This is a genomic window from Pseudoalteromonas sp. CH_XMU1449-3 (assembly GCF_037027245.1).
GTDB classification, from domain to species: Bacteria; Pseudomonadota; Gammaproteobacteria; order Enterobacterales; family Alteromonadaceae; genus Pseudoalteromonas; species Pseudoalteromonas shioyasakiensis.
In genome coordinates, this window is the sequence record NZ_JAYMDY010000010.1 from 20935 (window position 1) to 44482 (window position 23548).

The 23548-nt window shown below is 41.8% G+C and carries 24 protein-coding genes; 14 read left to right on the forward strand and 10 right to left on the reverse strand.

Going from position 1 to position 23548, the window contains the following annotated elements:
* The first annotated feature begins 35 nt into the window (after positions 1-35).
* Positions 36-938: a diguanylate cyclase gene (locus WA256_RS13265; RefSeq protein WP_335992428.1), complete on the forward strand. Its 903-nt coding sequence runs from the start codon at positions 36-38 to the stop codon at positions 936-938.
* 113 nt (positions 939-1051) lie between these two features.
* On the opposite strand, the gene WA256_RS13270 is transcribed toward WA256_RS13265, so the two are convergent.
* Both WA256_RS13270 and WA256_RS13275 read right to left on the reverse strand, forming a co-directional pair.
* Positions 1052-1669, reverse strand: coding sequence for a glutathione S-transferase family protein (locus WA256_RS13270; protein WP_062564725.1), 618 nt, complete (start codon positions 1667-1669; stop codon positions 1052-1054).
* A gap of 47 nt (positions 1670-1716) precedes the next feature.
* A complete protein-coding gene (locus WA256_RS13275) occupies positions 1717-2748 on the reverse strand; it encodes an NADP-dependent oxidoreductase (RefSeq protein WP_062564724.1) in 1032 nt (343 codons plus the stop codon).
* Positions 2749-2935: 187 nt separating this feature from the next.
* On the opposite strand from WA256_RS13275, the gene WA256_RS13280 reads away from it, so the two are divergent.
* Both WA256_RS13280 and WA256_RS13285 read left to right on the forward strand, forming a co-directional pair.
* Positions 2936-3343: a hypothetical protein gene (locus WA256_RS13280; protein WP_062564723.1), complete on the forward strand. Its 408-nt coding sequence runs from the start codon at positions 2936-2938 to the stop codon at positions 3341-3343.
* Positions 3344-3354: 11 nt separating this feature from the next.
* The gene (locus WA256_RS13285; protein ID WP_130167757.1) at positions 3355-4197 is read left to right on the forward strand and encodes an SMP-30/gluconolactonase/LRE family protein; all 843 of its coding nucleotides are present in this window, start codon (positions 3355-3357) and stop codon (positions 4195-4197) included.
* On the opposite strand, the gene WA256_RS13290 is transcribed toward WA256_RS13285, so the two are convergent.
* The 3 genes from WA256_RS13290 to WA256_RS13300 form a co-directional block, all read right to left on the reverse strand.
* Positions 4194-4427 carry a helix-hairpin-helix domain-containing protein gene (locus tag WA256_RS13290; RefSeq protein WP_063527592.1) on the reverse strand — a complete coding sequence of 78 codons (234 nt, stop codon included), beginning with the start codon at positions 4425-4427 and terminating at the stop codon, positions 4194-4196. The two genes, WA256_RS13285 and WA256_RS13290, sit on opposite strands and share 4 nt — an antisense overlap.
* On the reverse strand, positions 4417-5412 hold the full coding sequence (locus tag WA256_RS13295) for a hypothetical protein (protein ID WP_332393588.1): 996 nt from the start codon (positions 5410-5412) through the stop codon (positions 4417-4419). The genes WA256_RS13290 and WA256_RS13295 overlap by 11 nt, the downstream gene beginning before the upstream one ends.
* Positions 5413-5576: 164 nt before the next feature.
* The gene (locus WA256_RS13300; protein ID WP_130167756.1) at positions 5577-8312 is read right to left on the reverse strand and encodes a TonB-dependent receptor domain-containing protein; all 2736 of its coding nucleotides are present in this window, start codon (positions 8310-8312) and stop codon (positions 5577-5579) included.
* 259 nt (positions 8313-8571) lie between these two features.
* Here WA256_RS13300 and WA256_RS13305 point away from each other — a divergent pair, with 259 nt between their 5' ends.
* Positions 8572-9777: an anhydro-N-acetylmuramic acid kinase gene (locus tag WA256_RS13305; protein WP_130167755.1), complete on the forward strand. Its 1206-nt coding sequence runs from the start codon at positions 8572-8574 to the stop codon at positions 9775-9777.
* Positions 9778-9780: 3 nt separating this feature from the next.
* Here WA256_RS13305 and WA256_RS13310 read toward each other — a convergent pair whose 3' ends face one another.
* The 4 genes from WA256_RS13310 to WA256_RS13325 form a co-directional block, all read right to left on the reverse strand.
* A complete protein-coding gene (locus tag WA256_RS13310) occupies positions 9781-10257 on the reverse strand; it encodes a hypothetical protein (RefSeq protein ID WP_063704069.1) in 477 nt (158 codons plus the stop codon).
* 279 nt (positions 10258-10536) lie between these two features.
* The gene (locus tag WA256_RS13315) at positions 10537-10872 is read right to left on the reverse strand and encodes a hypothetical protein (RefSeq protein ID WP_335992156.1); all 336 of its coding nucleotides are present in this window, start codon (positions 10870-10872) and stop codon (positions 10537-10539) included.
* Positions 10873-11769: 897 nt separating this feature from the next.
* Entirely contained in the window at positions 11770-12807 is a 1038-nt protein-coding gene (locus WA256_RS13320) for a methionine synthase (RefSeq protein ID WP_335992157.1), read from the reverse strand.
* 11 nt (positions 12808-12818) lie between these two features.
* Positions 12819-13796, reverse strand: coding sequence for a DUF1852 domain-containing protein (locus WA256_RS13325; protein ID WP_335992159.1), 978 nt, complete (start codon positions 13794-13796; stop codon positions 12819-12821).
* Positions 13797-14176: 380 nt separating this feature from the next.
* On the opposite strand from WA256_RS13325, the gene WA256_RS13330 reads away from it, so the two are divergent.
* Positions 14177-14986 carry a sulfite exporter TauE/SafE family protein gene (locus tag WA256_RS13330; RefSeq protein ID WP_335992161.1) on the forward strand — a complete coding sequence of 270 codons (810 nt, stop codon included), beginning with the start codon at positions 14177-14179 and terminating at the stop codon, positions 14984-14986.
* Positions 14987-15023: 37 nt separating this feature from the next.
* Here WA256_RS13330 and WA256_RS13335 read toward each other — a convergent pair whose 3' ends face one another.
* Complete coding sequence (locus WA256_RS13335; RefSeq protein ID WP_335992162.1) at positions 15024-15938, reverse strand: LysR family transcriptional regulator; 915 nt, start codon at positions 15936-15938, stop codon at positions 15024-15026.
* A 97-nt stretch (positions 15939-16035) separates the two neighbouring features.
* Here WA256_RS13335 and WA256_RS13340 point away from each other — a divergent pair, with 97 nt between their 5' ends.
* From WA256_RS13340 to WA256_RS13380, 9 genes are all read left to right on the forward strand, one after another.
* On the forward strand, positions 16036-16452 hold the full coding sequence (locus WA256_RS13340; RefSeq protein ID WP_063528711.1) for a hypothetical protein: 417 nt from the start codon (positions 16036-16038) through the stop codon (positions 16450-16452).
* Positions 16453-16463: 11 nt separating this feature from the next.
* Positions 16464-17567, forward strand: coding sequence for an alkene reductase (locus WA256_RS13345; protein ID WP_335992164.1), 1104 nt, complete (start codon positions 16464-16466; stop codon positions 17565-17567).
* Positions 17564-18511, forward strand: coding sequence for a polysaccharide deacetylase family protein (locus WA256_RS13350; RefSeq protein WP_442961438.1), 948 nt, complete (start codon positions 17564-17566; stop codon positions 18509-18511). Before WA256_RS13345 ends, WA256_RS13350 begins: the two co-directional genes overlap by 4 nt.
* Positions 18508-18753, forward strand: a complete 246-nt coding sequence (locus tag WA256_RS13355) for a hypothetical protein (RefSeq protein ID WP_058584498.1) — start codon at positions 18508-18510, stop codon at positions 18751-18753. The genes WA256_RS13350 and WA256_RS13355 overlap by 4 nt, the downstream gene beginning before the upstream one ends.
* 186 nt (positions 18754-18939) lie before the next feature.
* Complete coding sequence (locus WA256_RS13360; RefSeq protein ID WP_335992167.1) at positions 18940-20076, forward strand: serine hydrolase domain-containing protein; 1137 nt, start codon at positions 18940-18942, stop codon at positions 20074-20076.
* Between the two features lie 146 nt (positions 20077-20222).
* Positions 20223-20987, forward strand: a complete 765-nt coding sequence (locus WA256_RS13365) for a metalloregulator ArsR/SmtB family transcription factor (RefSeq protein ID WP_062565883.1) — start codon at positions 20223-20225, stop codon at positions 20985-20987.
* A gap of 9 nt (positions 20988-20996) precedes the next feature.
* A complete protein-coding gene (gene arsB, locus WA256_RS13370; protein WP_335992168.1) occupies positions 20997-22019 on the forward strand; it encodes an ACR3 family arsenite efflux transporter in 1023 nt (340 codons plus the stop codon).
* Positions 22020-22032: 13 nt separating this feature from the next.
* Positions 22033-22533, forward strand: a complete 501-nt coding sequence (locus WA256_RS13375; RefSeq protein WP_335992170.1) for a phosphatase domain-containing putative toxin — start codon at positions 22033-22035, stop codon at positions 22531-22533.
* A 2-nt stretch (positions 22534-22535) separates the two neighbouring features.
* Positions 22536-23546, forward strand: coding sequence for an ArsJ-associated glyceraldehyde-3-phosphate dehydrogenase (locus tag WA256_RS13380; RefSeq protein ID WP_250660789.1), 1011 nt, complete (start codon positions 22536-22538; stop codon positions 23544-23546).
* The last annotated feature ends 2 nt before the right edge of the window (positions 23547-23548 follow it).

The window sequence follows — 23548 nt, forward strand, 5'->3', positions numbered from 1 at the left end:
AATAAAATAATAAAGCGGAAGTCTTTTCATTGGCTATGCATCAAAATACCGAGCAGGGCATTAATTCACTGTCGAATACACAGCTTGAAGACGTGATTGCAGAAATCGAGCAGGCCATTGAGTGGCACCAGTCATGGTATAGAAATTTATTAAGGTGCTTAATTGCAGACATACCTGCAGATGAACAAGACTTAGCAGATAATGCTCATAACCTTTGTCGTTTTGGGCAATGGTTTAATAAGCTACCCGAACAGACCATAAGTCTTCACCCTTACTTTTCTGAAATCGCTTGTGCGCATCAAAAGATGCATCAAGGTGCCAAAGTACTGTTATCGTTAAAAGAATCTAAGTCTGTTATTCCGGCTAATTTATTGGACCAGTTTCATGCCGATTTAGATAGCTTGCATGAATTATTTGAAACCCTTATCGATGAATTCTCTGAATTGCTGCACACAAGAGACCCTTTGACTGGGGCATCGAACCGAACAAACTTAGTTGAAAACCTACAAAAAGAGCATGAGCTTTGCAAACGTAAATCGCTGAGCTGCGCACTGATAATGATCGACCTTGATCACTTTAAGCAAGTGAACGATGAGTTTGGCCATGCTGCGGGCGATAAGGTGTTAATCGCACTTGTTAAATGCATTAAATCTCACTTAAGGAAGTACGACCAATTGTATCGCTATGGCGGTGAAGAGTTTTTAGTCTGCTTACCGCAAACAGAGCTAGAAGGTGCCAAATCACTTTCTGAGCGATTAAGAGCAGGCGTTGAAGCTTTAAAAATTGAAATTGGCAAAGGTAAACACATTAATGTTACAGGCTCATTTGGTGTTTCGTTAATAAATGCCGATGACGATATCGAAGCAGCAATCGAAAGGGCCGACCAAGCCATGTATCAAGCTAAAAAGTCAGGCCGCAATCGAGTGTGTGCGGCTTAAATGGTAGCTGCGCTGACTTATTTGATAATATTGGTGAAGTAAAAGTATGGCTGTAGTCCACCTTCAACGCTTTGCGACAAACAAAGGTACAGGAAGTACCTTTGTTTATTGAGTTAACCGTATTTTGCTTCTAGCTCATTGGCTGTGTGATAACTTTCGTGAGTTTTCAGTTGCTCTAAATAACGTTTAATTTCAGGGAAATGTGCTAGCAGGCCTGCCTCATCAGCTTTCTCTACAACAAAAGACATCATAAAATCAGCGCCGGTCAAAGTTTCATCCACTAAGTACTGCTTACCTTTTAATTGCTGATTAACATAACTCAGTATCTTGCCAATTTCATGATCAGCATAATCACCAATAAAGTTGGTTTTACAGCCATCTTTTGTAATAAATAATTTTAATAAAAAAGGGACCATTGCTGAGCTTTCGGCAAAATGAAGCCATTGCTGATAATCAACATAGTTGTCGTTTTGCAGGCTTGGCATAAACTTGCCTTTACCGTACTTACTAATTAAGTAGTCGGTAATTGCGCCAGATTCTGTAATTACTTTACCGTTATCTTCAATAACGGGCGATTTACCCAGCGGATGAATTTGTTTTAGTTCATCAGGTGCTAAGAAGGTTTCTTTATTGCGTTGATAAGCAACAATGTCGTAATCGACACCAAGCTCTTCCAGTAACCAAATAATACGTTTAGAGCGTGATTTATTTAAATGGTGTAATTTAATCATTCGTTATCCTTAAAAATGGCGTAGCCAAGCTGACTACGCCTTGAAATTTAAATTGGCTGCTGAACTTGCACGACAGTTTTACCGAAGTTCTCACCATTTAACATCGCATTAAAGGCGTTCAGCGTATTTTCGAAATTAGCTTCAAGATGCTCTTTATATTTGATTTTTCCTTCGCTTAACCATGTTTGCATGTCTTTTGCGAATTCCTCATAACGATGGGCGTAGTCATCAAAAATAATAAACCCTTGTACTTTAATGCGTTTCTTTAAAATGTGACTCATAAGCATAGATAAGCGATCTGGACCTGGCGGCAGCTCGGTAGCGTTGTACTGTGATACTAAACCACATAACGGAATACGTGCTTTTGTATTCAACAGGGGTAACACAGCATCAAATACATGGCCACCGACATTTTCGTAATAAACATCAATACCATTATTACACGCTGCGCTTAACTGCTCTGCAAAATCATTTTCTTTGTGATCAATACAGGCATCGAAGCCTAGGTTTTCAACGGCATGTTGACATTTTTCTTTACCGCCAGCTACGCCAACGACCTTACAGCCTTTTAATTTAGCTATTTGCCCTACAGTTGCACCGACAGGCCCTGTAGCTGCAGCAACCACGACTGTTTCGCCCGGCTTTGGCTCACCAATATCTAAAAGCCCCATGTAGGCGGTAAAACCAGGCATACCCATAATTCCAAGTGCATACGAAGGATTTTCAGGGTTTTTCCCCAGTTTCATTAAGCCTTCAGTGTCGCTTATTGCGTATTCTTGCCAGCCTGTGTATGCCAACACCCATTCACCTTCTTGGTAGTCAGGGTGGTTTGATTGCTCAACTTGGCATACGGTTGCGCCTACCATCACATCACCAATCTTTACAGGATCAGCGTATGATTCAGCATCACTCATTCGTCCTCGCATGTAGGGATCAAGTGATAGATAAATGGTCCTGAGTAATACCTCGCCATCTTTTGGCGCTGATACTGAGTTAGTTTTTAAAACAACATTTTTATCATTCGCTACGCCTTTTGGACGTGTCTCAAGAATATATTGACGATTTTGAATATCAGACATACTAGGCTCCTTTTGCCAGCAGTAAATTAAGATACGCCTTTAACGTTTTGCGGGCATAACATTAAAAATCAACACTAAAATTGTAATTGCTGAGTAACACGCTCATTATAGGGTTACTCACGGTTTTGCACTGGTTATAGGAACGGTGTATGCTGTTTTTAGGCTGAGTTAATTGAAAAGGATTGATATGAAGCGCATTTTACTATTATGTGCAGCGGTTTTTGCAACCTCTGGTCAAGCCAATACCGATGTACTATCAGTGGATCCGGTCATGCTCTCTGGCAGTGCTTTTTCATTTGAGAATGATGCCAAGCGTTACCCTAAGCAAAGCCAATTTAGCATTGTCCATAGTGTATTAATGAGCAGTGAAAGTGGTCGCCGTTTAGCGGTTGTGACGATTGAAAATAAAGCATCGGGGTCGCGAATTCTTCAGGCTGACCATATTATGGCGCTGTTTGCCGATGGGCGTCGTGTTCATCCTCAGAGCTTTGACGAAGGTATTAAGTTAGATGATGGCGAAAAGCGTTCTTTGACATTATCTTTTGGTGAAAACGAATACCCAATTTTAGCGGTATACACGAGTTTAGATGAGTAAAAGGAAGACCTATGAAACTACTTAAGCCACTGGCAATTACATTACTTTTAAACTCACCGTTAACCTTTGCAGTTGATAGCCAAGACTTTGTTAAAGATAACGTTTTTACGCAAGGCGTTGAAGGGCCAACCATGTATAACGGTGCCTTGTACGCGGTGAACTATGCCCAGCAAGGAACCATTGGCCGCGTTGATAACATGGGCAAAACATCGTTATTTGTAAGGCTACCAAATGACAGCGTTGGTAATGGCTTACAGTTTGACTCACAAGGCAATTTGTTTATTGCTGATTATGTTAACCACAATATTTTAAAAGTACCTGCTGGCAGCAATAAAGCAGAAGTGTTCGCCCATAATAGTAAAATGAATCAACCCAATGACATTGCTATCACCAAAAGCGGGGCGCTGTTTGCAAGTGACCCTAACTGGGCGAACGAAACGGGCCAGCTGTGGCGTATTAATGCAGATGGCAGCACTCATTTACTCGAAAAAAACATGGGTACCACCAATGGGGTAGCGGTTAATCACGACAACACGAAGCTTTATGTGAACGAGAGTGTGCAGCGAGTTGTTTGGCAATATGACTTAGATGAGAACTTAAACATTAGTAACAAAAAAGCTTTGATTAAGTTTGCTGATCATGGCTTAGATGGCATGCGCGTTAATAATCAAGGGCACGTCTTTATTACTCGTTACGGCGAAGGGAAAGTGCTTGAAGTCTCGCCAAACGGCAAACTCTTAAATAGCTATCAATTAAAAGGCCAGCATCCGACGAATTTGGCTTTCAATGAGACGCAAAACAAAGTGTATGTCACCATGCAAAAGCGCGGTGCAATAGAAGTGATTGAGCTTTAGCCTTGTTTTGCTCGTGCAATCGCGGCGGTGATTGCCGCTTTTGCTTGCGGACTATTTTGCCAACAACTTGAATGCAGCATCGTCGCGACTCGCTCAGCAATTGTGTTGGCATCAAACCCGGCTAACTCCTCAAACGATTCAATACCGATTTCTTCAAACCGTTTTATCACCGTTGGCCCAACACCTTTGAGTGCTAAAAGCGCGTTGCGCTCTTGCTCGTTAAATGGCATTTGTTCGTTCCTTGTTCATTGCGTTTATAAAATGATGAGGGTCATCTAGTCCCAGGAAAACAGTGTTGATATCACCCATAGGTTCAATGAGCTTAATTTTAATATTCGGGTAGCCAGAATAGTTGTAACGTTTGATTGAACGAGCGCGTGCAATAAAGTCGGTATTTAAATCAATGGATTTGATATTTTCTAAAGCAATATTGTAAGCAGGATAGAGCCCACAGCGAATAATGAGTTGTGATTTACTAATAGAAACAGGACGCTTTGCAACTGCTCGGTATTCTGCAATGAAGAATAAAAGACTAAATATAGTTAAACCAGTGATTATGTTTGCTGCTGTTGATGACCACACAAAGTGTATGAAGAAGTGCATCATGGGCAGTTCTAATAAGATAATAAAAATAAAGCCAAGTAAGTTAGCTTGTGCGCCGTCTTTATTATGATAACTAAAATGTTGTTCACCAGTGAAATAACTAGGTTTAATGTGTTTAGCGTAAAATAAGAAAGCCCACATCCGTGTTTCGAAACATAAAAAGTTTGCAATAGCACTTTGTTTGAAAAGCTTTTTAATTGGCCTTTCTATAGCTGTGTCTGGGTCGGTCTGCTGGCTTAAAGCGGATTTTATTGCCAGGTACACAGTAATAAGAGCGCTTAGCTCTAAAATTACAATCAAAGCTAAAATCCCGTAACGACCTTGCTCTAAGAAATGCATTAAAAACTTGTTTTGTTCGGGAACAATGTAACTCCCCACTAAAATAGCTAGTGAGCACAACATCAAGGCTTTTAAAGCTGCTTCTTTCTTATTTTTAATTAATATTAAGCAAAGTACAGGTAATACTATCAGTGCATCAAGCAGGTATAACCATTCAAAGTTTGCTTTACCAAAGTCATTTAACGGGTGGCTACCTTGGTAATACATACCCCAAAAAAGACTAATACTAATTAGGAAAATAAATGGGATTTTTGACTTTATTGATTTGAGCATTACATCTTCCTTGCTGCTTTTTGTTGCTCATATCATAACCAACAATCTAAACACTGTCCCTTTTTTATTGTTGATATAATTACAGCCTGTTTAAAATAAAAAAGCGCACCGGGCAGGGTGCGCTTGAGGGGATCAATCCTGTGTAGCTAAAACAGTAGGATTAATTAGAAGCTTGGGGCATATCTCAGTGAAACACCGACTGAGCGGCCAATCACACTATAATCACTCACGGTGTTAAAGTGGTTTGCGCCTACTTCAGGTGTTGGTGGTTCACGGTCTAATAAGTTATCGACACCAAAGTTAACAGCAAGTTCCTCATTAACTTGCCATGCCGCGGCAAAATCTAAGTAATTTTGTGCTGAAATTGTTTCTGAACGGTCAACAGCATACTCTACTTCACCGATTCTGCGCCAGCCAAGTTGGAAGTTCATGTTATCTAACTGCCAATCAATACTAGCGCGGTGTTTGTAATCAGCCTGCAAGATACTCGCAAAGTCGCCCGAGCAGGCGCTGCCGTACGTTCCTTTACAGTCAATTTCAGCCACCGTACTGTTGTTTTGGCGCGTTTGCTTAGTAACAAAGTTACCTTGGTACGAGAATCTAAAACGACCACCCATTTGCTCAGGTGCATCAATCACATAATTTGCTGCAACGTCGATACCTTCTTGCTCAATTGCGGCTAAGTTAAAGTCATTGACGATAGCTGTGCTAATAAAACCAGTGTTTGGATCGCGAAGTACCGCACCACACAATGGGTTGTTTGGATTCGGGTCATCAACATAACAGCTTTGTAGCGCAGCACCTGGCTGAATTTGGCTTACCGCATCTGTTACACGAATACTGTAGTAATCGAGTGATAAATCAAAGCCTTCTAAATAGCCAGGTGTATAAACAATGCCTAATGTATCAGATTCAGCTTGTTCAGGTTTAATATTCGGGTTACCACCGTAGGTGTACTCTGCCGTGCTTGAATCAAACTCGGTGCCAACAGGCGGCGCACCAAACGCAGCACATTGAGTCGCATCACCGGTGCCCAGTAAACATGGATCGCCGTTATAACGCCCTGCTAGTCGTGGTACAAACTGATCGCTGTTTTGGTCAAATAACGATAACGATAGCGCTGTGATTGGGCTGGCAAACTCACCTAAGTTAGGTGCTCTAAACGCCGTTAAGCGGTTGGCGCGAATACGAATGTCGCTGTTTATTGCCCAGTTGATACCAAGTTTGTAAGTGTCTTCTGCTTCGGTATTTGAGTAATCAGAAATACGGTAGGCACCTTCAAAGCTAAGCTCTTCAGCAAAAGGTTTATCAACTAAGATAGGCACTAAAATTTCAGCGTAGAATTCTTCAGAGCTAAAGCTTGCATCCATATCAAATGCGCTGATAGACGCAAAGCTGGTACCGTTTCTAAATGCATCACCTGGGGTTTGTTTACCGGTTTCTTTACGGTATTCATAACCAATTGCAAAATCGATAGCGCCGGCTGGTAATTCAAATAAGAATCCAGAGTCACCTGACAGTGTTGCTGAGATCACACTTTGTGTACGGTCGCGAGTGGTATATAGCAATGGGTCGCTAAAGTCGCTGAAATCATGGTTTGGATCAAAAATATCCACTGAATTTGCAAGGGCAGCAAAGCGACTATTACCGCTGTTATCATTACGGTATGCGTTGTTGTATATGGTGGCTACTTCATCAGTTTTGCCATACTGGCCATATACGTCATAACGTAAGTAGTCAGTTAAATCACCTTTTAAACCCAATTGAAATTGCATTGAATCACGCACCGCTTCGGTGTGTTGCACGGCTAAACCTAGGTTACGTTCAACATTAACAAGGGCATTGCCTTCGCTATCAAACGTGAGTTGGTCGCGTAGTTCATCTGGAATATACGCGTTGTCTTGCGTGAGGGTCACTTGCTCGTTTACAAAAATCGGTGTTTGACCACTGGCACCCGCACCATTTACGGTCACTTTAGAATACATTGCGCGGCCATAGGCAATGGCACTGTCGCTTACATCAACGTCAAATAATAAGCCCGCAGAAAAACGGTCCATCGGTTGAGTTAAATAACGGTCAGCTGTGAAATCAGTTGTTTGACGATCACTTGTTACAGCTCCTGAGTCAGCAATACCAATGCTATTGCCAGATGCAACGTCAGTATAATAACCACCGCTGTTGATCATTGCCGTTGAGTTTTCAAGCGCATAGTCACGCTCGCCGGCTAATAACTCTTTTCGCTCTGTATAACCAATATAGCCTGTTACATGGCCGCGACCATCGGCGATGTCACCGCCAAAAATAGCCTCAAAGTTAAGCTTTTCGTTACCGCCATCGGCACTTTCGTAACTGGTTGAGAACTCAGCGCCAGTAAAATCATCGTCTAAAACAAAGTTTACAACGCCGGCTACGGCATCTGCGCCGTAAACCGCTGCTGCACCACCAGTTAATACATCAACGCGTTTAATTAACCCGGCTGGAATGGTGTTCACGTCAACCGAGTTACGAAAACTAAATGGTACTGCGCGAGTACCGTCAATAAGTACTAATGTACGGTTTTGGCCAAGGCCGCGTAAATCTATGGTTGATGAGCCAAATGAGTCACCGACTGTGGCACCGGTGCTGTTTGCACCCGCCGCAGCTTGTGGCAGTTTTGCTGTAATATCTTCAACGTTCACTGCACGGTCTAGGTGAATTTGTGCTTCATCAACGCTCACCACTGGGCTACTTGAAACCAGCTCGGTACGTTGAATACGTGAACCCGTTACGGTGATCACTTCAGGTTTTTTTACTTCAGTAGTTTCTTCTGCGTGGGCATAACTAATTACTGAACTTACAGCGAGAGCTAAAGGTGATAGCAGCAATAGCGAGCGATGCCCTGTTGATGTATTTGCTTTCATGATGATTCCCTTGCGTTTTATCATTTAAATCAACGCAGGTTGGTGAGTGACCTAGACCATTTAGTTAATTTAATGAGTCATACTTTTTGTTATGATGCTTGTGTGTTCTCCTTTTGGGGAGCTCACCGGTACAGTTTTAAAGCAATTTAAAAGTCTTTGCAATAATTATTCTTTAAATCTATTATTTTAAAATATAAACTATTCCAACTCATCAACCCGCTTATTTACATCTAATAAGCTGATTTTAAGTGATTTATTTATGCATCAACATATTGAAAAACTGTATTTAAGCGCAAAAAAAGAAAGAAAATTAATAATTGGTCTAATGAGTGGTACCTCGTTAGATGGCCTTGATATCGCGCTATGCGAAGTATCAGGGCAGGGCATGAACACTCATGTAGAAGTATTAAAGTTTACGACGGTCGACTACGACGATGATTATAAAACGCGTGTAAAGCGAGTGTTCGCCAAACGCGAATGTGATCTTGAAGAAGTCACTTTACTCAACCCTTGGATTGGCCAATTACATGGTGAAATGGTTGCCAAAACGTTAGCCAGCTGGGGAGTAGCAAAAGAACTTGTTGATGTGATTGCCAGCCACGGACAAACTATTTATCACTGCCCTAAAAACCAACACAAGCGTGCAGAATATGGCAATGCAACACTACAAATTGGTGACAGCGATCATTTAGCGGTGACTGCAGGTATTACGACCATAGCTGATTTTAGACAAAAGCACATTGCTGCGGGTGGCGAAGGCGCACCGCTTGCGGTATATGGTGACTACTTGTATTTCACAAGTACCAGCGAAAACCGTATTTTGCTAAATATGGGCGGTATTGCAAACTTAACCTACTTACCTAAATCTGCAGATGCACGAGCGGTTTTTAGCTCTGATATAGGCCCTGGCAATACCATTATGGATGCCTATGTGCAGCGTTATTTTGCACCACTTCATTATGATAAAGATGCCGCTATTGCAGCAAAAGGCACGGTAAGTGAAGATTTACTCGCAGCGCTGTGTGATGATGCGTTTTTTGCTTTAGGGTTTCCAAAAACAACCGGGCCTGAAGTGTTTAATCTAGAGTATTTATTTGCAGCACAAGCACGCTCGAATACGCAGAGTTTATCGCACTTTGATGTGATGGCAACTTTAGTGCAGTTTTCAGGGGTAATGATTGCTAAAGCAATTAACCAATGCAGCGAAGGCTTGACCGATGTGGCTGTTTACGCCAGTGGTGGTGGAGTTCATAACCCATTATTAATGGACATTATTTTGGCTAATTGCCCAGAACTTTCTGTTATAAAAAACACCGATTCGTTGGGGATAAACCCAGATGCAAAAGAAGCCGTGTTATTTGCAATTTTAGCGAACGAATGTTTGTCGGGCGGGCAACAATGCTTTGGTAATACCGAGCAAGGGATCCCCGATATTACCATGGGTAAAATTAGCTTTGCTGACTAGGCCCTAGAAAAAGGCTAAAAAGCTTGCGCCAATATTACTGATGTAATGGCGTAAGCCATGGTTTTTAGCTTGCTCAGAAGTTAATAGCTCTGGTGATGTGCTCGCTGCAATGCTGACATCAAATTGGGCGCTGTCTTTAAGTGTTGCATGCATGCCGTGTAGCATTAATTGCAATACAAATTCACCACTGTGAGTAACATCCTCTAACGTAAGCATAATAACGTGCTGATCTAGATCGTGTTGCGTTAAAGTATGCGCAGTAAAGTACGCAGACTCACGTGCATCAGGGCGCGTTGCACTGATAGAGATCACATCACCTTCATGGGCATCATCTGGCAGCACACAACAAAATACAACACGCTTTTGCTCATTAGCCGCAAAATGCAATTGTTCATATTCCATAGTATGCGCAAGCGCAGCACATAAAGGGTCTTCACTAGATGGGAGTGCAAACGAAAGTTGCACCAAGGCACTGTCCATTACTTCTTCATTACGTTAGGTGATTAAATTAGCGTCAATTATTGATCAGTTAGATGACAGAATTATGACTATTGTCATATTGCGGATTATTTATTTCAGAAACAGAGAAAAGTTGAATGTTTCATTCGTTTGGTCGGATATTAGTCTCAATATATTTGATAATGAAATTGCGTTTATTAGTCGTTATTGCGAAAAGAGGCTCTTTCAAAAGCATGTAATTATCGACCATTTAGGCTTTATAAGCCTGATAAATCGCTTTCATCAGGCTATAACTCGTGATTAGCAAATATGGTATTCGCCTTGCGGTTTGTTACTAAATATAAAGGCTTGTAACTCAGATTTAAGTACTTCGACGATGTCGTTTGTAAATGGCGTTCTGATTTCACCAGAGTCTAAATACCTAAGTAAATCAGTTTCATGCTTGAGCGCTGACTGAATAGAGTAGTTAATTGGGTAAGTAACTTTAAATTGTTTGCGTGATATCACGTTGTCGTGGTTTTCAATCTCAACATAAAAAGTTAATTGCTCGTCTTCTTCGTAAATGTCGCTACAGGTGCCTTGCTCACGAATACAATCTAAAACAATATTTCTGATGAAAATATCAAATTCGTTCATATTAATCCCTCAATTTTTGCCCATCCATTGGGTACAACTGAAATCTAGCAAAAAATAATTAATCTAGCCAACTCAATTTTGCAGCTTTTGGATTAACTCTTTCTGAATGGGTTGATTTAAAAGCATTAGAGGGACGTAGGAGTTAGTTAATAGTGAATAGTCGTTAGAGGATAGGATGCGCGAAACAAGTTTCACGCCTACGTTGTAGCAGCGGCTTTATGCCGCGTCATTGATAAATATTACGAGAAACGAGAAACGAGAAGCGAGATACGAGAGGCGAGATACGAGAGGCGAGATACGAGAGGCGAGATACGAGAGGCGAGATACGAGAGGCGAGAAGCGAGAAACGAGAGGCGAGAAACGAGAAACGAAATACGAGAAACGAAATACGAGAAACGAAATACGAGATACGAAATACGAGATACGAAATACGAAATACGAGATACGAAATACGAGATACGAAATACGAGATACGAGATACGAGAGGCGAGATAAAACGCGATGTAAAATGGCTGCTACACAATCAGGTCGATTTCCAAATTTAAAAACTGACGGGCTGAAGCCCGACCTACAAGGTCAGGTCGTCATTTATGGCGACTAGGGGTGAGGTAGAAGCGCACCTCGCACCTTTCCCCTAAAAAATAGCTAACTTACTCTCGTAAAAATAAAACCATAAACGCGATGTAAAATGGCTGCTACACAATCAGGTCCATACCAAATATAAAATCTGACGGACTAAAGCCTGACCTACAAGGTCGTCATTTATGGCGACTAGGGGGGAGGTAGACGCGCACCGACCTTCGCATCTCGATCCTCGTAACTTTCCCCTAGTTACTCGCTAACTACTCCTAGAGCCTAGAGCCTAAATCCTAGTGCCTAAATCCTAGAGCCCAAATCCTAGCCCCTAGCCCCTAAAACCTCCCCCCTCACAATCTCTGCGCCTTTACTTAGCGCACTGAGCTTGGCGCTTGCTATGTTGCGAGGGAGGGGAGCCATACCGCAGTTTGTGCATGGGTAAAGCTTGTCGGCATCAACATATTTCAGGGCTTCTCGTAATGTCTGTGCTACCTCATCAGGGGTTTCGATTTCATTGCTCGCTACATCAATGGCACCAACCATCACTTTTTTGCCGCGTATGAGTGCTAATAGCTCAATGGGCACGCGAGAGTTGTGGCACTCAAGTGAAATAATATCGATATTCGACTTTTGAAGTTTCGGGAATACTTCTTCGTATTGACGCCATTCATTGCCCAGTGTTTGTTTCCAATCAGTGTTGGCTTTAATGCCATAGCCGTAGCAAATGTGCACGGCGGTTTCGCACTTTAAGCCTTCGATTGCTCTTTCTAGGCACTTTATGCCCCAGTCATTAACATCATCGAAGAACACATTAAACGCGGGCTCATCAAATTGAATAATATCAACACCCGCAGCTTCGAGCTCTTTCGCTTCTTGATTGAGGATTTTGGCAAATTCCCACGCCAGTTGTTCACGGCTTTGATAGTGGGCGTCATACAAGGTATCGATCATGGTCATTGGCCCTGGCAATGCCCATTTTATAGGTTGCTTGGTCTGCGAACGTAAAAATTTGGCGTCTTCAACAAACACTGGTTTGCTGCGTGATACTGGGCCGATTACACTTGGTACACTGGCTTCGTAGCGATTGCGAATGGTCACTGTTTTACGGTTTTCAAAATCAACGCCATTTAAGTGTTCGATAAAGGTCGTTACAAAGTGTTGGCGAGTTTGCTCGCCGTCGCTCACGATATCAACGCCAGCTTGTTGTTGCTCTTGTAAGGCAACACGTAACGCGTCTTGTTTGCCGTCGATAAGCTCTGCGCCTTGCAATTTCCAAGGCGACCATAAGGTTTCAGGCTCAGCAAGCCAAGCAGGTTTTGGTAAGCTGCCAGCTGTCGATGTTGGTAATAACTTTTTCATTTTTACTCTCTTTAAATCGCGTAGTTAGCAGACCATTTCTCAAGCATTGATTGATAAGGCTTAATAAAGTGCTGCTCTGTAAATTTACCTTGTGCAATCGCAAGTTGGCTGCGCTCTTCACGGTCGTAGACAATCTGCGTGATCGAGTGATCGGCGTTTCTTAAATTTGGTTGATAGCAACTACCCGCCACGGCATTGGCATTATAAATTTCTGGACGATAGATTTTCTGGAATGTTTCCATGGTGCTAATCGTGCTGATCAACTCTAAGTTGGTGTAATCGTTCAGCAGGTCACCAAAGAAATAAAACGCCAGCGGAGCGACTGTGTTTGGTGGCATAAAATAGCGCACCTGCAAGCCCATTTTTTTAAAGTATTGCTCGGTTAATGATGACTCATTTGGTAGGTACTCTGCACCTAAAATTGGGTGTTGGTTTTCTGTACGATGGTACGTTTTGTTATCAGACACGCTTAAACAAATAACCGGTGGTTTTTTAAAGTGCTGTTTGTAAGTCTCTGAGTCAATAAAGTATTTAAAGAGTTTACCGTGTAAGTCACCAAAGTTTTCGGGAATGCTAAATTCGTTTTTCGCTTTGTTATGATCAAGCAGCAGTACGCTAAAATCATAATCGCGCACGTAAGATGAAAAGTTATTACCAACAATACCTTCGATACGTTCATTAGTTTGGTGATCAATGATATTAGTTTTTAGTACTTCAATTGACGGGAATGCCTCTGTGCTTTGTGCAATTTCTAAATCAACAGAGATGATCTCAAGTTCTACAGAGTAGCGGTCACCTTGCGGGTTATCCCAGTTTGCTAGCGCATTAAAGCGGCTATCAATCATTTTTAATGCATTACGCAAATTCTGCTGGCGACTTTCACCGCGAGCTAGGTTTGCAAAGTTTGTGGTAAGTCGTGTGCTATTTGACGGATGATAATTTTCATCGAGGCAAATACTTTTAATTGTAAATCTGAAATCGTTGTTCATGGCAATGTATCCAAAAGTCCTGAGATAAATGATTGCTGCTCACCTTCCTTAAATCGCTAGGTCATTAACCTTAGGTTGCTCTGCAGCGCTAATAAATTTATACGTTCTTACTATCATGAAGAAAAACGTTTTTATTTCAGGTAAAACATGAGGCAGATTCATGAATATTTGCTGTTTTAATAAAACATTTAGTAAGGGATAGTGAAAAAATGCTCTAACGTCACTATGGACGTCTGGATTTCTAAATTGGTTTGTTAGAGTTGCATTAATTTCATATAAAACGTGAGTAATATTCAATACTTAACAGGACTTTTGAGAGCAACCCCGTACTTTATTGTTGTTATACTCGTCTCCCTAAACCAACAACACAGACAAATACAATGAATGAATTAATCGTGCTTATTATTGCTTGCGCCATACTTGGTAGCGGAGTGGGCTTTTTAGCTGGGCTATTAGGAATTGGTGGAGGCCTAGTCATTGTGCCTATTTTAAGCATGATCTTGCTGCATTTTCAGGTGTTACCTGCTGAGCAAGTTGTGCTGGTGGCGATTGCTACATCGCTTGCCTCAATTCTATTTACATCTACGTCATCAGCTATCGCTCACCATAAAAATGGTAATGTGCCTTGGCAATTGGCTCCGTGGGTAATGACTGGGGTTGCACTAGGTGCACTTATCAGTGGTTTTTTGGCTTCGCTATTACCGGCAAATGTGGTGCGAATAGTGTTTGCTGTGAGTGTAGTGCTTATTGCATTAAAAATGATTTTCAGCAGTAAAAACGACAGCCAAACATCACGCTCGCTACCTAATAAAGGCCTTTTGACACTATATACAAGCATCACTGGGGGGCTCTCTGCCATGATAGGCATTGGCGGTGGTGCGGTACTTGTGCCGTTACTGACGTTTTTCTCGGTTGATATGAAAAAAGCTATTGGCTGTGCCTCGGCCTGCGGTATTGTCATTGCGCTATTTGGCTCAGTGGGTTACATCAGTTCGGGCAGTCAGTACCTTACATTAAAAGAGGGCTTTGCCGGTTTTGTTTATTTACCAGCCTTGTTTGGTATTGTTTGTACTTCGTGGTTTACCGCACCATTAGGTGCAAAAGCAACGCATCATTTACCTGTGTCTACCATCAAGAAAGTCTTTGCAGGGCTTTTGGTAATTATGGCTGTGAATATGCTTATAAAGTAGTGTTAACTATTAAATCTACTTTGCGATTTATTTAAAGTTAGCAGTGCTTTTTAAACCAACACTCAAAAAACTCTATAAACGCTTTCACTTGCCGAGGTTGGAATTGCCTGCTTGGATATATCACCTGTAGGCCGACATTTTTTTTATCGCTGTGGCTAAAGCCTCGAACATACTCATCTAGTATCAATATAAGGTCGCCTGTTTTGAGGTCATTTTTGATATCAATGTATGATTTTAAGGCTATGCCATGGCCTTGATTTGCCCAGCGTCTGATCACCTCACCGTCTGAGCATGAAAGGTGGGGAGCGACTTTGATAGACAAGTGCGTGTTATCTATCTCAAAATGCCAGTCATTTAGTGGTTGCCCGAGTCGCTCAAGTACAAGGCAACGATGATTTTTTAAATCTTCGGGATGCCTTGGCAAGCCAAACGATTCTATATAGCTTGGTGAGGCGCATAAAACACGGCGGTTATTACATAGCGGGCGGCTAATTAAGTTACTATCAGGCAAATTGCCGAATCTAAATGCCAGATCAATCCCCTCCTCAACAATATTGGTAACCCCATCTGTCAGTACTAAGTGCGGTTTAACATCTGGGTGGCTATTGATGAATTCTGCTAATGCGGGTGCAACAAACTGGCGACCAAAGTCAGATGTTGCAGAGAGTTTCAGCTGGCCTCTTAGGCTTTGTTGCGACTCTTGAAGTATGTTTTCTGTGTTTTCGACTTCTGCTAATACTCTTAAACAGCCACTATAAAAACGTTCACCTGCATCTGTTAAGGCAATACTGCGCGTATTACGCGTTAACAATCGCGTATCGTAATTTTGCTCAATTTTATTAATTCGTGCTGTCATGCTTGCAGGCGAAAGCCCCAATTTTCTTCCCGCAGCGGCTAAACCTCCCGCTTTTACAACGTGAACAAAAAGTGCCATATCATCAATTTTTGACATTATTCTTCAGTTTTAATGAATACTTATTTAACTCTAAGGCTAATTATCAATTTAGTCAAAATAGTTAAACTCATTTCATCACTTGAAGGAGATAGAAATGCAGCTTAATCATGCTCTGTTATTAGCAACGAATATCCAGCACATGGCTCAGTTTTTAGAGTCGTCGTTAGGCCTTAAAAAGGGGCCAAGGCCAGCATTTGGTTTTGATGGTGTTTGGTTATATGACGACTTGGATACACCATGCATTCATATAGCAGCTAAGTTTGGCATAAATGAATCGCAATCTGATTACTTAACCCAAGCTTCGGTATCAACAGAAGCAGTTGGCTTATCAACGGTTGACCACCTTGCTTTCTTTGCAACTGATTATCAAGAAGTTAAAGCACGGCTAGAAGCAACTTCAATACCATTCGTTGAGCGGGAAGTGCCGGCAGCGAATGAGCATCAAGTGTTTATTCAAGGGCCTGATGGCTTAAAAATAGAAATTTTATTTACACGCAGCGAGCTTATTTAAAAGGTACACACATGAAAAATAGAGTATTTAATACAGACCAAATTGGTCATCATAAAACCGCAAATAAAATAGTGATGGCTCCAATGACCCGTTCACGTACGGCTCAACCAGGCGATATTCCGACAAGTCTAATGGCAGAATATTATGCGCAAAGAGCCAGTGCAGGTTTTATAGTATCAGAGGCGACGCAAATTTCTGCACAAGGAAAGGGCTACTCATTTACCCCCGGGATTTATACTGAAGAGCAAATCAATGGATGGCGCAAAGTAACGCAGGCTGTTCATCAGCAAAATGGACTCATTTTTTCTCAGTTATGGCATGTTGGCAGAATGTCGCATAGTGTCTTTCATCCAGACGGCTTGCCAGTTGCGCCAAGTGCTATTGCTCCAAATGCGCAAGTGTGGGTGGTTGATGAAAATGGCGAAGGCCAAATGCTTGATTGTCCTACACCACGTGAATTATCGACCAATGAAATTAAGGGCATTGTTGAAGACTATAAACAAGCTGCTTTAAATGCGATTGCAGCAGGGTTTGATGGCGTTGAGGTACATGCAGGCAATGGCTATTTAATTGATCAATTTCTAAGGCAAACATCAAACAAACGTACCGATGAATACGGCGGTAATATTGAAAATAGAGCAAAGTTCGCGCTGCAAATCATTACCGCAATTAGCCAAGCTATCGGCCCAGAAAAAACGGCTATTCGATTAGCTCCTTTTATTACACAAAGAGGCATGGATGATCCGCAAGCAATCGATGCCATTTTATATCTAGCTAAAAAGTTTGATGAACTTGGCATTGCTTATGTGCATTTAGCGGAAGCTGATTGGGATGATGCTCCCCTCGTAACAGATGAGTTTAGAGTTAAATTACGTGAAAGCTTTGGTGGCAAAATAGTGGTTGCAGGAAATTACACATTAGCAAAGGCCGATAAACTAATTGGTGAAGGCTTAGTTGACTATGTTGCATTTGGCAGAAAGTTTATTGCAAACCCTGATTTACCTTATCGTTTAGAGCACAATTTACCTTTGAATGAAATATCAGATCCTACTACTTTATTTGGTGGTGATGAGCGAGGTTACACAGACTACCCAGTATATCAGGGAAATAAATGATGAAATTTTTAAAGCCAATTTTAATTGCGTTGGTGTTTGTTCTAAGCTCCTTAGGTGTAGCTCAAGCGAAGGAGGCAACATCTGTATTTTGGCCTGATGATGCTCAACTTGTGATCTCTATTTCGATGCAGTTTGAGGCAACAGCGCAAGACCAATCAGATCCGGGCCCGTTTCCACCGCAAGAGGTTGGGTATCCTGACACTATTTCGCCCTCTTGGTACCAGTACGGCATGAGTGAAGGCATACCTAGGCTGCTAGATTTATGGGATAAGCATCATATTAAAGTAACCTCACACATGGTTGGCCGAGCTGTTGAATTAAACCCTGAGTTAGCAAAAGAGGTCGTGCGGCGCGGGCATGAAGCATCAGGGCACGGACAAACATGGACCCCTCAATACTCTATGAGTGAAGAGCAAGAGCGACAGTCATACATAAAAAGTGCAAATATCATTGAAAAAGTAACAGGGCAGCGACCTATGGGGTTTAATGCTTTTTGGATGAGGCATTCAAAAAATACACTCAAAATCCTTAAAGAATTAGGTTTTATTTATCATATAGACGATTTATCTCGTGATGAGCCATCGCTAACACCTGTTGGAAGTGACGACATTGTTGTTGTTCCATACACTTTTCGAAACAACGATATAGTTCGATACACTGGCAGCACAGCCATGACTGGTAAGGCGTATTTACAAGAGCTTAAAGACGAGTTTGATGTGCTCTACAAGGAAGGCAAACAACGCAGAAGAATGATGTCTATCAGTGCTCACGATAGATTAGCGGGCACTCCCGCTAGAGTGAAAGCGTTGGATGACTTTATAACCTATGCAAAGCAGCATAAGGGGGTTAAGTTTATGCGTAAAGATGACATAGCAAAATGGATTTTACGCCAAGACAATGTGCCAAAAAACTCACCCCGAACTTTTGAAGAGGATTTGTTATGAAATACACACTAACCTTTATTGCATTACTTTTATCTGGCTGTGCCTCACAGCAGCAAATGGGTGAGTTTGAGGATGTAGTAATCGCAGATCATCACTGCCCAGGGGAAATAGATCGAAGTTATAACACCACGATTTATAGCTCAGACGAACCTGAAAAAATTGGCAAAACTGAAGTCACTACACATTGCACTCCAGTTAAAACAGAAACTGAATTTGAAAGAGACTTAAGGGAGCATCAGTAACTTCTTAAAACGCCTCAAAATATGTTTGCTAAGGCTGCAATTATGCTTACTAAATAGCATTAACATATTAATTCGACAACACGAAAGCTGTTTGTTAATGTCAGTTAAGCAGTATTTAGGCTGCTTAACTGCCTTTTTTCGAAAGCTGTAGGCGCTAATTAAGGACTATTTTTTAAGGAAAATGTTATGGAACGCTGGTGCTTTCAAGCGAGTAAAAAAACACTAAGCTCTTTATTTGTTGCTCTATCGCTAATGGCTTTGCCAGTGACTGCTGAGCCTACAAAGCCACTCGAAACTCACCATGCTTTAATGAGCCAAGTTCTCAATGCAAACCAACAAGCTCCCCTTACAGGTTTTGCACTTCATGTGATTGTTGATGATGGACATGCTTTTTCAACGGCAAAGCAAAGTAAAGAAAATGCGCCGCAAGTTATTAACCCAAATAGTTTATTTAGAATTGCCAGTGTGACCAAAACTTTCACTGCGGCAACGGTGCTACGTTTGCACGAGGAAGGAAAATTAAACCTTGATACAACGCTTGATAAGTTAATTTCTGACGACTTTTTTGCGCTTCTTGAAAGCGATGGCTATGCCCTTGATAAAATGACGCTTAAGCAAGTGCTGAGTCATACGGCAGGGTTATATGATCATGCCCAAAGCGACCAGTACTTAGCTGGCATAATGGCAAATCCGCAGCAAGATATTATGATGCGCGAGCAAATTAAAGGGTGTGTAGAGTGGGGCGACCCAGTTGGTAAACCTGGTGAGCGTTTTTCATATTCAGATACCGGGTATGTGTTACTCGGCCATATTATTGAAAGAGTGACAGATTTACCGCTACCTAAAGCGGTTCGCCAATACTTAAGTTTCGATAAAAATCATATCGAAAATGTGATCTGGGAACGGGGTGATTCGTTTGCTGTGGATGAGTCTCGACGCGTACATCAATACTTGCATGGCACCGATACTTTTAATTGGAGCCCAACAGTTGATTTGTATGGTGGTGGTGGGCTTGTTGCCAGCCCAATCGGTATGGCTAAATTTTATCATGCTTTATTTTCAGGTAAGGTCTTCAAACATCCAGAAACGCTCAAACTCATGCTCTCGGATAAAGGCTTACCAGCAGATAGCCCTTACCGTTTAGGTGTATTTGCAAAAGAATATAACGGCACCTTGGTTTATCAACATGGTGGCTTTTGGGGCACTTTGGTGATGTATGAGCCAACAACGCAGGTGGTGGTCGCAGGGGCTGTTACTCAGCAAAAAGATTACGATCATCTTGAAAAAGTCATGAGTGACTATTTAACCTTACAAGCAAAATAACCCTCTAAAAACGGCAAGATCTAAGCTGGCGCGAAGATGCGCCAGATTCTTTCTTTAGTTCAATTTAAACTAAGTCATCAAGAAAAATAACTTGCGCACTTTATATAACAAAAATATTATATAACCAAGTTGTTATGGAGTGAGTCGTGAAAGTTCTCTTTTTATGTACAGAAAATTCAGCCCGATCAATTATGGCTGAAGCGTTGCTTAAACATCATGGTAAAGGTGAGTTTGAGGTGTTTAGTGCGGGTACTGAACCTTATGCGGTAGACCCTCGTACGCTTGCGGCGATTGAGCATTTTGGTCTAAAAACTGATGACTTACACTCAAAGCACTTAAACGATGTAACTAACCTACATTTTGATTACGTCATTACCTTATGTGATGACGCTGCAAAAGAATGCGCTAATCGCGTTGATGGTACACATTGTTTAGGCTGGGACTTTATTGATCCAAAAACGCGTCCTGAACCTCACGCCTTTGAAAAAACCTTGCAAGAGCTCAATGAGCGAATTAAACAGTTTGTGCAATCCCATAACAAAGAAAAACCAGCATCGATTTCGCCAACCACATTTTATAAAGCCCTTGCAGATGATATTCGTTTAAAAAGCTTACTGCTTATCGCCGTTGAGCAAGAGGTTTGCGTATGCGAATTAATGACGGCACTTAACGAGCAAAGCCAACCAAAGGTTTCAAGGCATTTAGCGCAACTTAAAAAACAGGGCATTTTGTCGGATAGAAAACACCAGCAGTGGGTGTTTTACTCTTTAAACCCGACCTTACCAATGTGGATGAAACAAACAATTACCTCGACCGTGGTAAACGAACCGAATTTCATAGAAAACGAGTTAGCAAGGCTAAATGCGATGGGGGATGATCGCCCAACCCGTGTTGCTCGTTGCTGCAATTAAGGACTGAAAATGGGTGTTTTTGAACGATATTTATCTGTATGGGTTGCTGCTGCTATTGCCATCGGTGTGACGCTTGGGGTGATGTTTCCGCCTTTATTTGAGCTAATAGCGAAAGCCGAAGTGGCCCATGTAAACATTGTTGTTGCACTGTTTATTTGGGTAATGATCTACCCGATGATGGTGCAAGTTGATTTTTCAACAATCAAAGAAGTCGGTAAAAACCCTAAAGGGATGATGCTCACTTTAATCATTAACTGGCTTATCAAACCGTTTTCAATGGCCGCATTAGGTTGGCTATTTTTTGAAGGGTTATTTGCAGATTTCGTTAGCCCTGAAACTGCGCAAGAATATATTGCAGGCATGATTTTGCTTGGTGTTGCACCTTGTACGGCAATGGTGTTTGTGTGGTCACAACTGACCAAAGGCGATGCAAATTACACCTTAGTGCAAGTGTCTGTGAACGACATCATTATGATTTTTGCCTTTGCACCTATTGCGGGGTTGTTGCTGGGTGTATCTGATATTCATGTACCTTGGCTTACATTGATGATTTCGGTTGTGTTGTATGTATTGCTGCCACTTATCGCTGGGGTATTAACACGAAAAGCTCTTAATAATTCAGCACAAAATGAAGCTGCAGTGCAGTCATTTTTAGAGAAAATTAAACCGTATTCAGTTGTTGGCTTATTAGCCACTGTGGTCTTACTGTTTGGGTTTCAGGCCAACACGATTTTAGCCCAACCGCTTAACATTGTACTGATTGCCATTCCTCTTGTTTTGCAAACCTACGGTATTTTTGCAATCACCTATTTCATTGCGTTAAAACTTAAGCTTAAGCACAACATTGCCGGGCCAGCATGTTTAATTGGTACCTCTAACTTTTTTGAGTTAGCGGTCGCAGTGGCTATTTCATTATTTGGTTTGCACTCGGGTGCAGCATTAGCAACCGTTGTTGGGGTGTTGGTCGAAGTACCTGTAATGCTGTCGTTGGTTGCAATCGTCAATAAAACAACACATTGGTTTAAAGAATAATTGGGGAATCATAATGCAATCACATCCATTTGATATTTTACAGCTAGAAACAGGGGCATTTATTTTTACCCCTTGCCCTGGCACAAAAAGCGTTGGCTTATCACAGTCTGTAGCAGATTTAAAAGCGGCAGGTGCAAAAGCAATTATTACTCTAATGTACGATGAAGAGCTTGTTAAAAATGGCGCGCAGCAGCTTGCAATCGAATGTGAGCAAGCAGATCTCAGCTGGTTTCAATTACCTATTGTTGATGATGACGCGCCAAGCGAAGCGTTTAGTTTAGCTTTCAACAAACACCTTAACGAGATTCTTGCCATCATAAAAAGCGGTGGTAGCGTGGCTGTGCATTGTAAAGGCGGTTCAGGCCGCACAGGGTTAGTTATTGGTTTATTAATGCATGAGCTTGGCTATGCTAAAAATGACATAGTTAATCAAGTGCAGGCTATTCGCCCTAAATCGTTGCATAACCCAGTACAACGTTCATTTTTCGACAATTTTCAAAAAGTAGGAGCTTAACAATGGCAATTAAAGTAGGCATTAATGGTTTTGGCCGTATGGGTCGTTTATCACTAAGAGCAGCGTTTGCATGGGACGACGTTGAGTTTGTGCAAATTAATGATCCTGCGGGTGATGCAGCTACATTGGCTCACTTACTAAAGTATGATTCGGTGCACGGTATTTGGCCTCATGAGGTTGAAAGTAACGACAATGCTGTGATCATCGATGGCCACGAAATTAACGTTACGCAAAATAAAACGATTGCAGACACTGATTGGTCTGGTTGCGATATCGTTATTGAAGCCTCTGGTGTGATGAAAAAAACCGAGTTACTGCAAGCCTATCTTGATCAAGGTGTGAAGAAAGTTGTTGTCACTGCCCCTGTAAAAGAAGACGGTGTGCTGAATATTGTAATGGGTGTAAACGATGATTTATACGATGTAAATCAGCATGATATTGTTACAGCAGCATCGTGCACTACCAACTGTTTAGCGCCTGTGGTTAAAGTATTGCAAGAAAAAATTGGTATCAAACATGGTTCAATGACCACTATTCACGATATCACTAACACGCAAACTATCTTAGATGCGCCCCATAAAGACTTACGACGTGCTCGCGCATGTGGCATGAGCTTAATTCCAACTACAACCGGCTCTGCAACAGCGATTACACATATTTTCCCTGAACTTAAAGGTAAATTAAATGGCCACGCGGTTCGTGTGCCGTTAGCCAATGCATCAATCACAGACTGTGTGTTTGAAGTTGAAAAGCCTACTACCGCTGAGCAAATTAACCAGTGGATGCAAGAAGCCGCAGAGGGCGAGCTAAAAGGCATTTTGGGCTATGAAGAAAAGCCACTTGTTTCTATCGATTACAAAACTGATCCACGCTCAAGCATTGTTGATGCGTTATCAACCATGGTTGTCAACGAGACTCAAGTTAAGCTGTATGTTTGGTACGATAACGAATGGGGTTATGCAAACCGTACCGCCGAACTTGCCCGAAAAGTTGCGCGATCACTTCAAGGTTAAAA

What these genes read in the sequence shown, in the direction of transcription:
- WA256_RS13265 (WP_335992428.1), top strand. Translation starts at nt 36, where the DNA reads ATGCATCAAAATACCGAGCAGGGCATTAATTCACTGTCGAATACACAG.
- WA256_RS13270 (WP_062564725.1), bottom strand. Translation starts at nt 1,669, where the DNA reads ATGATTAAATTACACCATTTAAATAAATCACGCTCTAAACGTATTATT.
- WA256_RS13275 (WP_062564724.1), bottom strand. Translation starts at nt 2,748, where the DNA reads ATGTCTGATATTCAAAATCGTCAATATATTCTTGAGACACGTCCAAAA.
- WA256_RS13280 (WP_062564723.1), top strand. Translation starts at nt 2,936, where the DNA reads ATGAAGCGCATTTTACTATTATGTGCAGCGGTTTTTGCAACCTCTGGT.
- WA256_RS13285 (WP_130167757.1), top strand. Translation starts at nt 3,355, where the DNA reads ATGAAACTACTTAAGCCACTGGCAATTACATTACTTTTAAACTCACCG.
- WA256_RS13290 (WP_063527592.1), bottom strand. Translation starts at nt 4,427, where the DNA reads ATGCCATTTAACGAGCAAGAGCGCAACGCGCTTTTAGCACTCAAAGGT.
- WA256_RS13295 (WP_332393588.1), bottom strand. Translation starts at nt 5,412, where the DNA reads ATGCTCAAATCAATAAAGTCAAAAATCCCATTTATTTTCCTAATTAGT.
- WA256_RS13300 (WP_130167756.1), bottom strand. Translation starts at nt 8,312, where the DNA reads ATGAAAGCAAATACATCAACAGGGCATCGCTCGCTATTGCTGCTATCA.
- WA256_RS13305 (WP_130167755.1), top strand. Translation starts at nt 8,572, where the DNA reads ATGCATCAACATATTGAAAAACTGTATTTAAGCGCAAAAAAAGAAAGA.
- WA256_RS13310 (WP_063704069.1), bottom strand. Translation starts at nt 10,257, where the DNA reads ATGGACAGTGCCTTGGTGCAACTTTCGTTTGCACTCCCATCTAGTGAA.
- WA256_RS13315 (WP_335992156.1), bottom strand. Translation starts at nt 10,872, where the DNA reads ATGAACGAATTTGATATTTTCATCAGAAATATTGTTTTAGATTGTATT.
- WA256_RS13320 (WP_335992157.1), bottom strand. Translation starts at nt 12,807, where the DNA reads ATGAAAAAGTTATTACCAACATCGACAGCTGGCAGCTTACCAAAACCT.
- WA256_RS13325 (WP_335992159.1), bottom strand. Translation starts at nt 13,796, where the DNA reads ATGAACAACGATTTCAGATTTACAATTAAAAGTATTTGCCTCGATGAA.
- WA256_RS13330 (WP_335992161.1), top strand. Translation starts at nt 14,177, where the DNA reads ATGAATGAATTAATCGTGCTTATTATTGCTTGCGCCATACTTGGTAGC.
- WA256_RS13335 (WP_335992162.1), bottom strand. Translation starts at nt 15,938, where the DNA reads ATGTCAAAAATTGATGATATGGCACTTTTTGTTCACGTTGTAAAAGCG.
- WA256_RS13340 (WP_063528711.1), top strand. Translation starts at nt 16,036, where the DNA reads ATGCAGCTTAATCATGCTCTGTTATTAGCAACGAATATCCAGCACATG.
- WA256_RS13345 (WP_335992164.1), top strand. Translation starts at nt 16,464, where the DNA reads ATGAAAAATAGAGTATTTAATACAGACCAAATTGGTCATCATAAAACC.
- WA256_RS13350 (WP_442961438.1), top strand. Translation starts at nt 17,564, where the DNA reads ATGATGAAATTTTTAAAGCCAATTTTAATTGCGTTGGTGTTTGTTCTA.
- WA256_RS13355 (WP_058584498.1), top strand. Translation starts at nt 18,508, where the DNA reads ATGAAATACACACTAACCTTTATTGCATTACTTTTATCTGGCTGTGCC.
- WA256_RS13360 (WP_335992167.1), top strand. Translation starts at nt 18,940, where the DNA reads ATGGAACGCTGGTGCTTTCAAGCGAGTAAAAAAACACTAAGCTCTTTA.
- arsB (WP_335992168.1), top strand. Translation starts at nt 20,997, where the DNA reads ATGGGTGTTTTTGAACGATATTTATCTGTATGGGTTGCTGCTGCTATT.
- WA256_RS13375 (WP_335992170.1), top strand. Translation starts at nt 22,033, where the DNA reads ATGCAATCACATCCATTTGATATTTTACAGCTAGAAACAGGGGCATTT.
- WA256_RS13380 (WP_250660789.1), top strand. Translation starts at nt 22,536, where the DNA reads ATGGCAATTAAAGTAGGCATTAATGGTTTTGGCCGTATGGGTCGTTTA.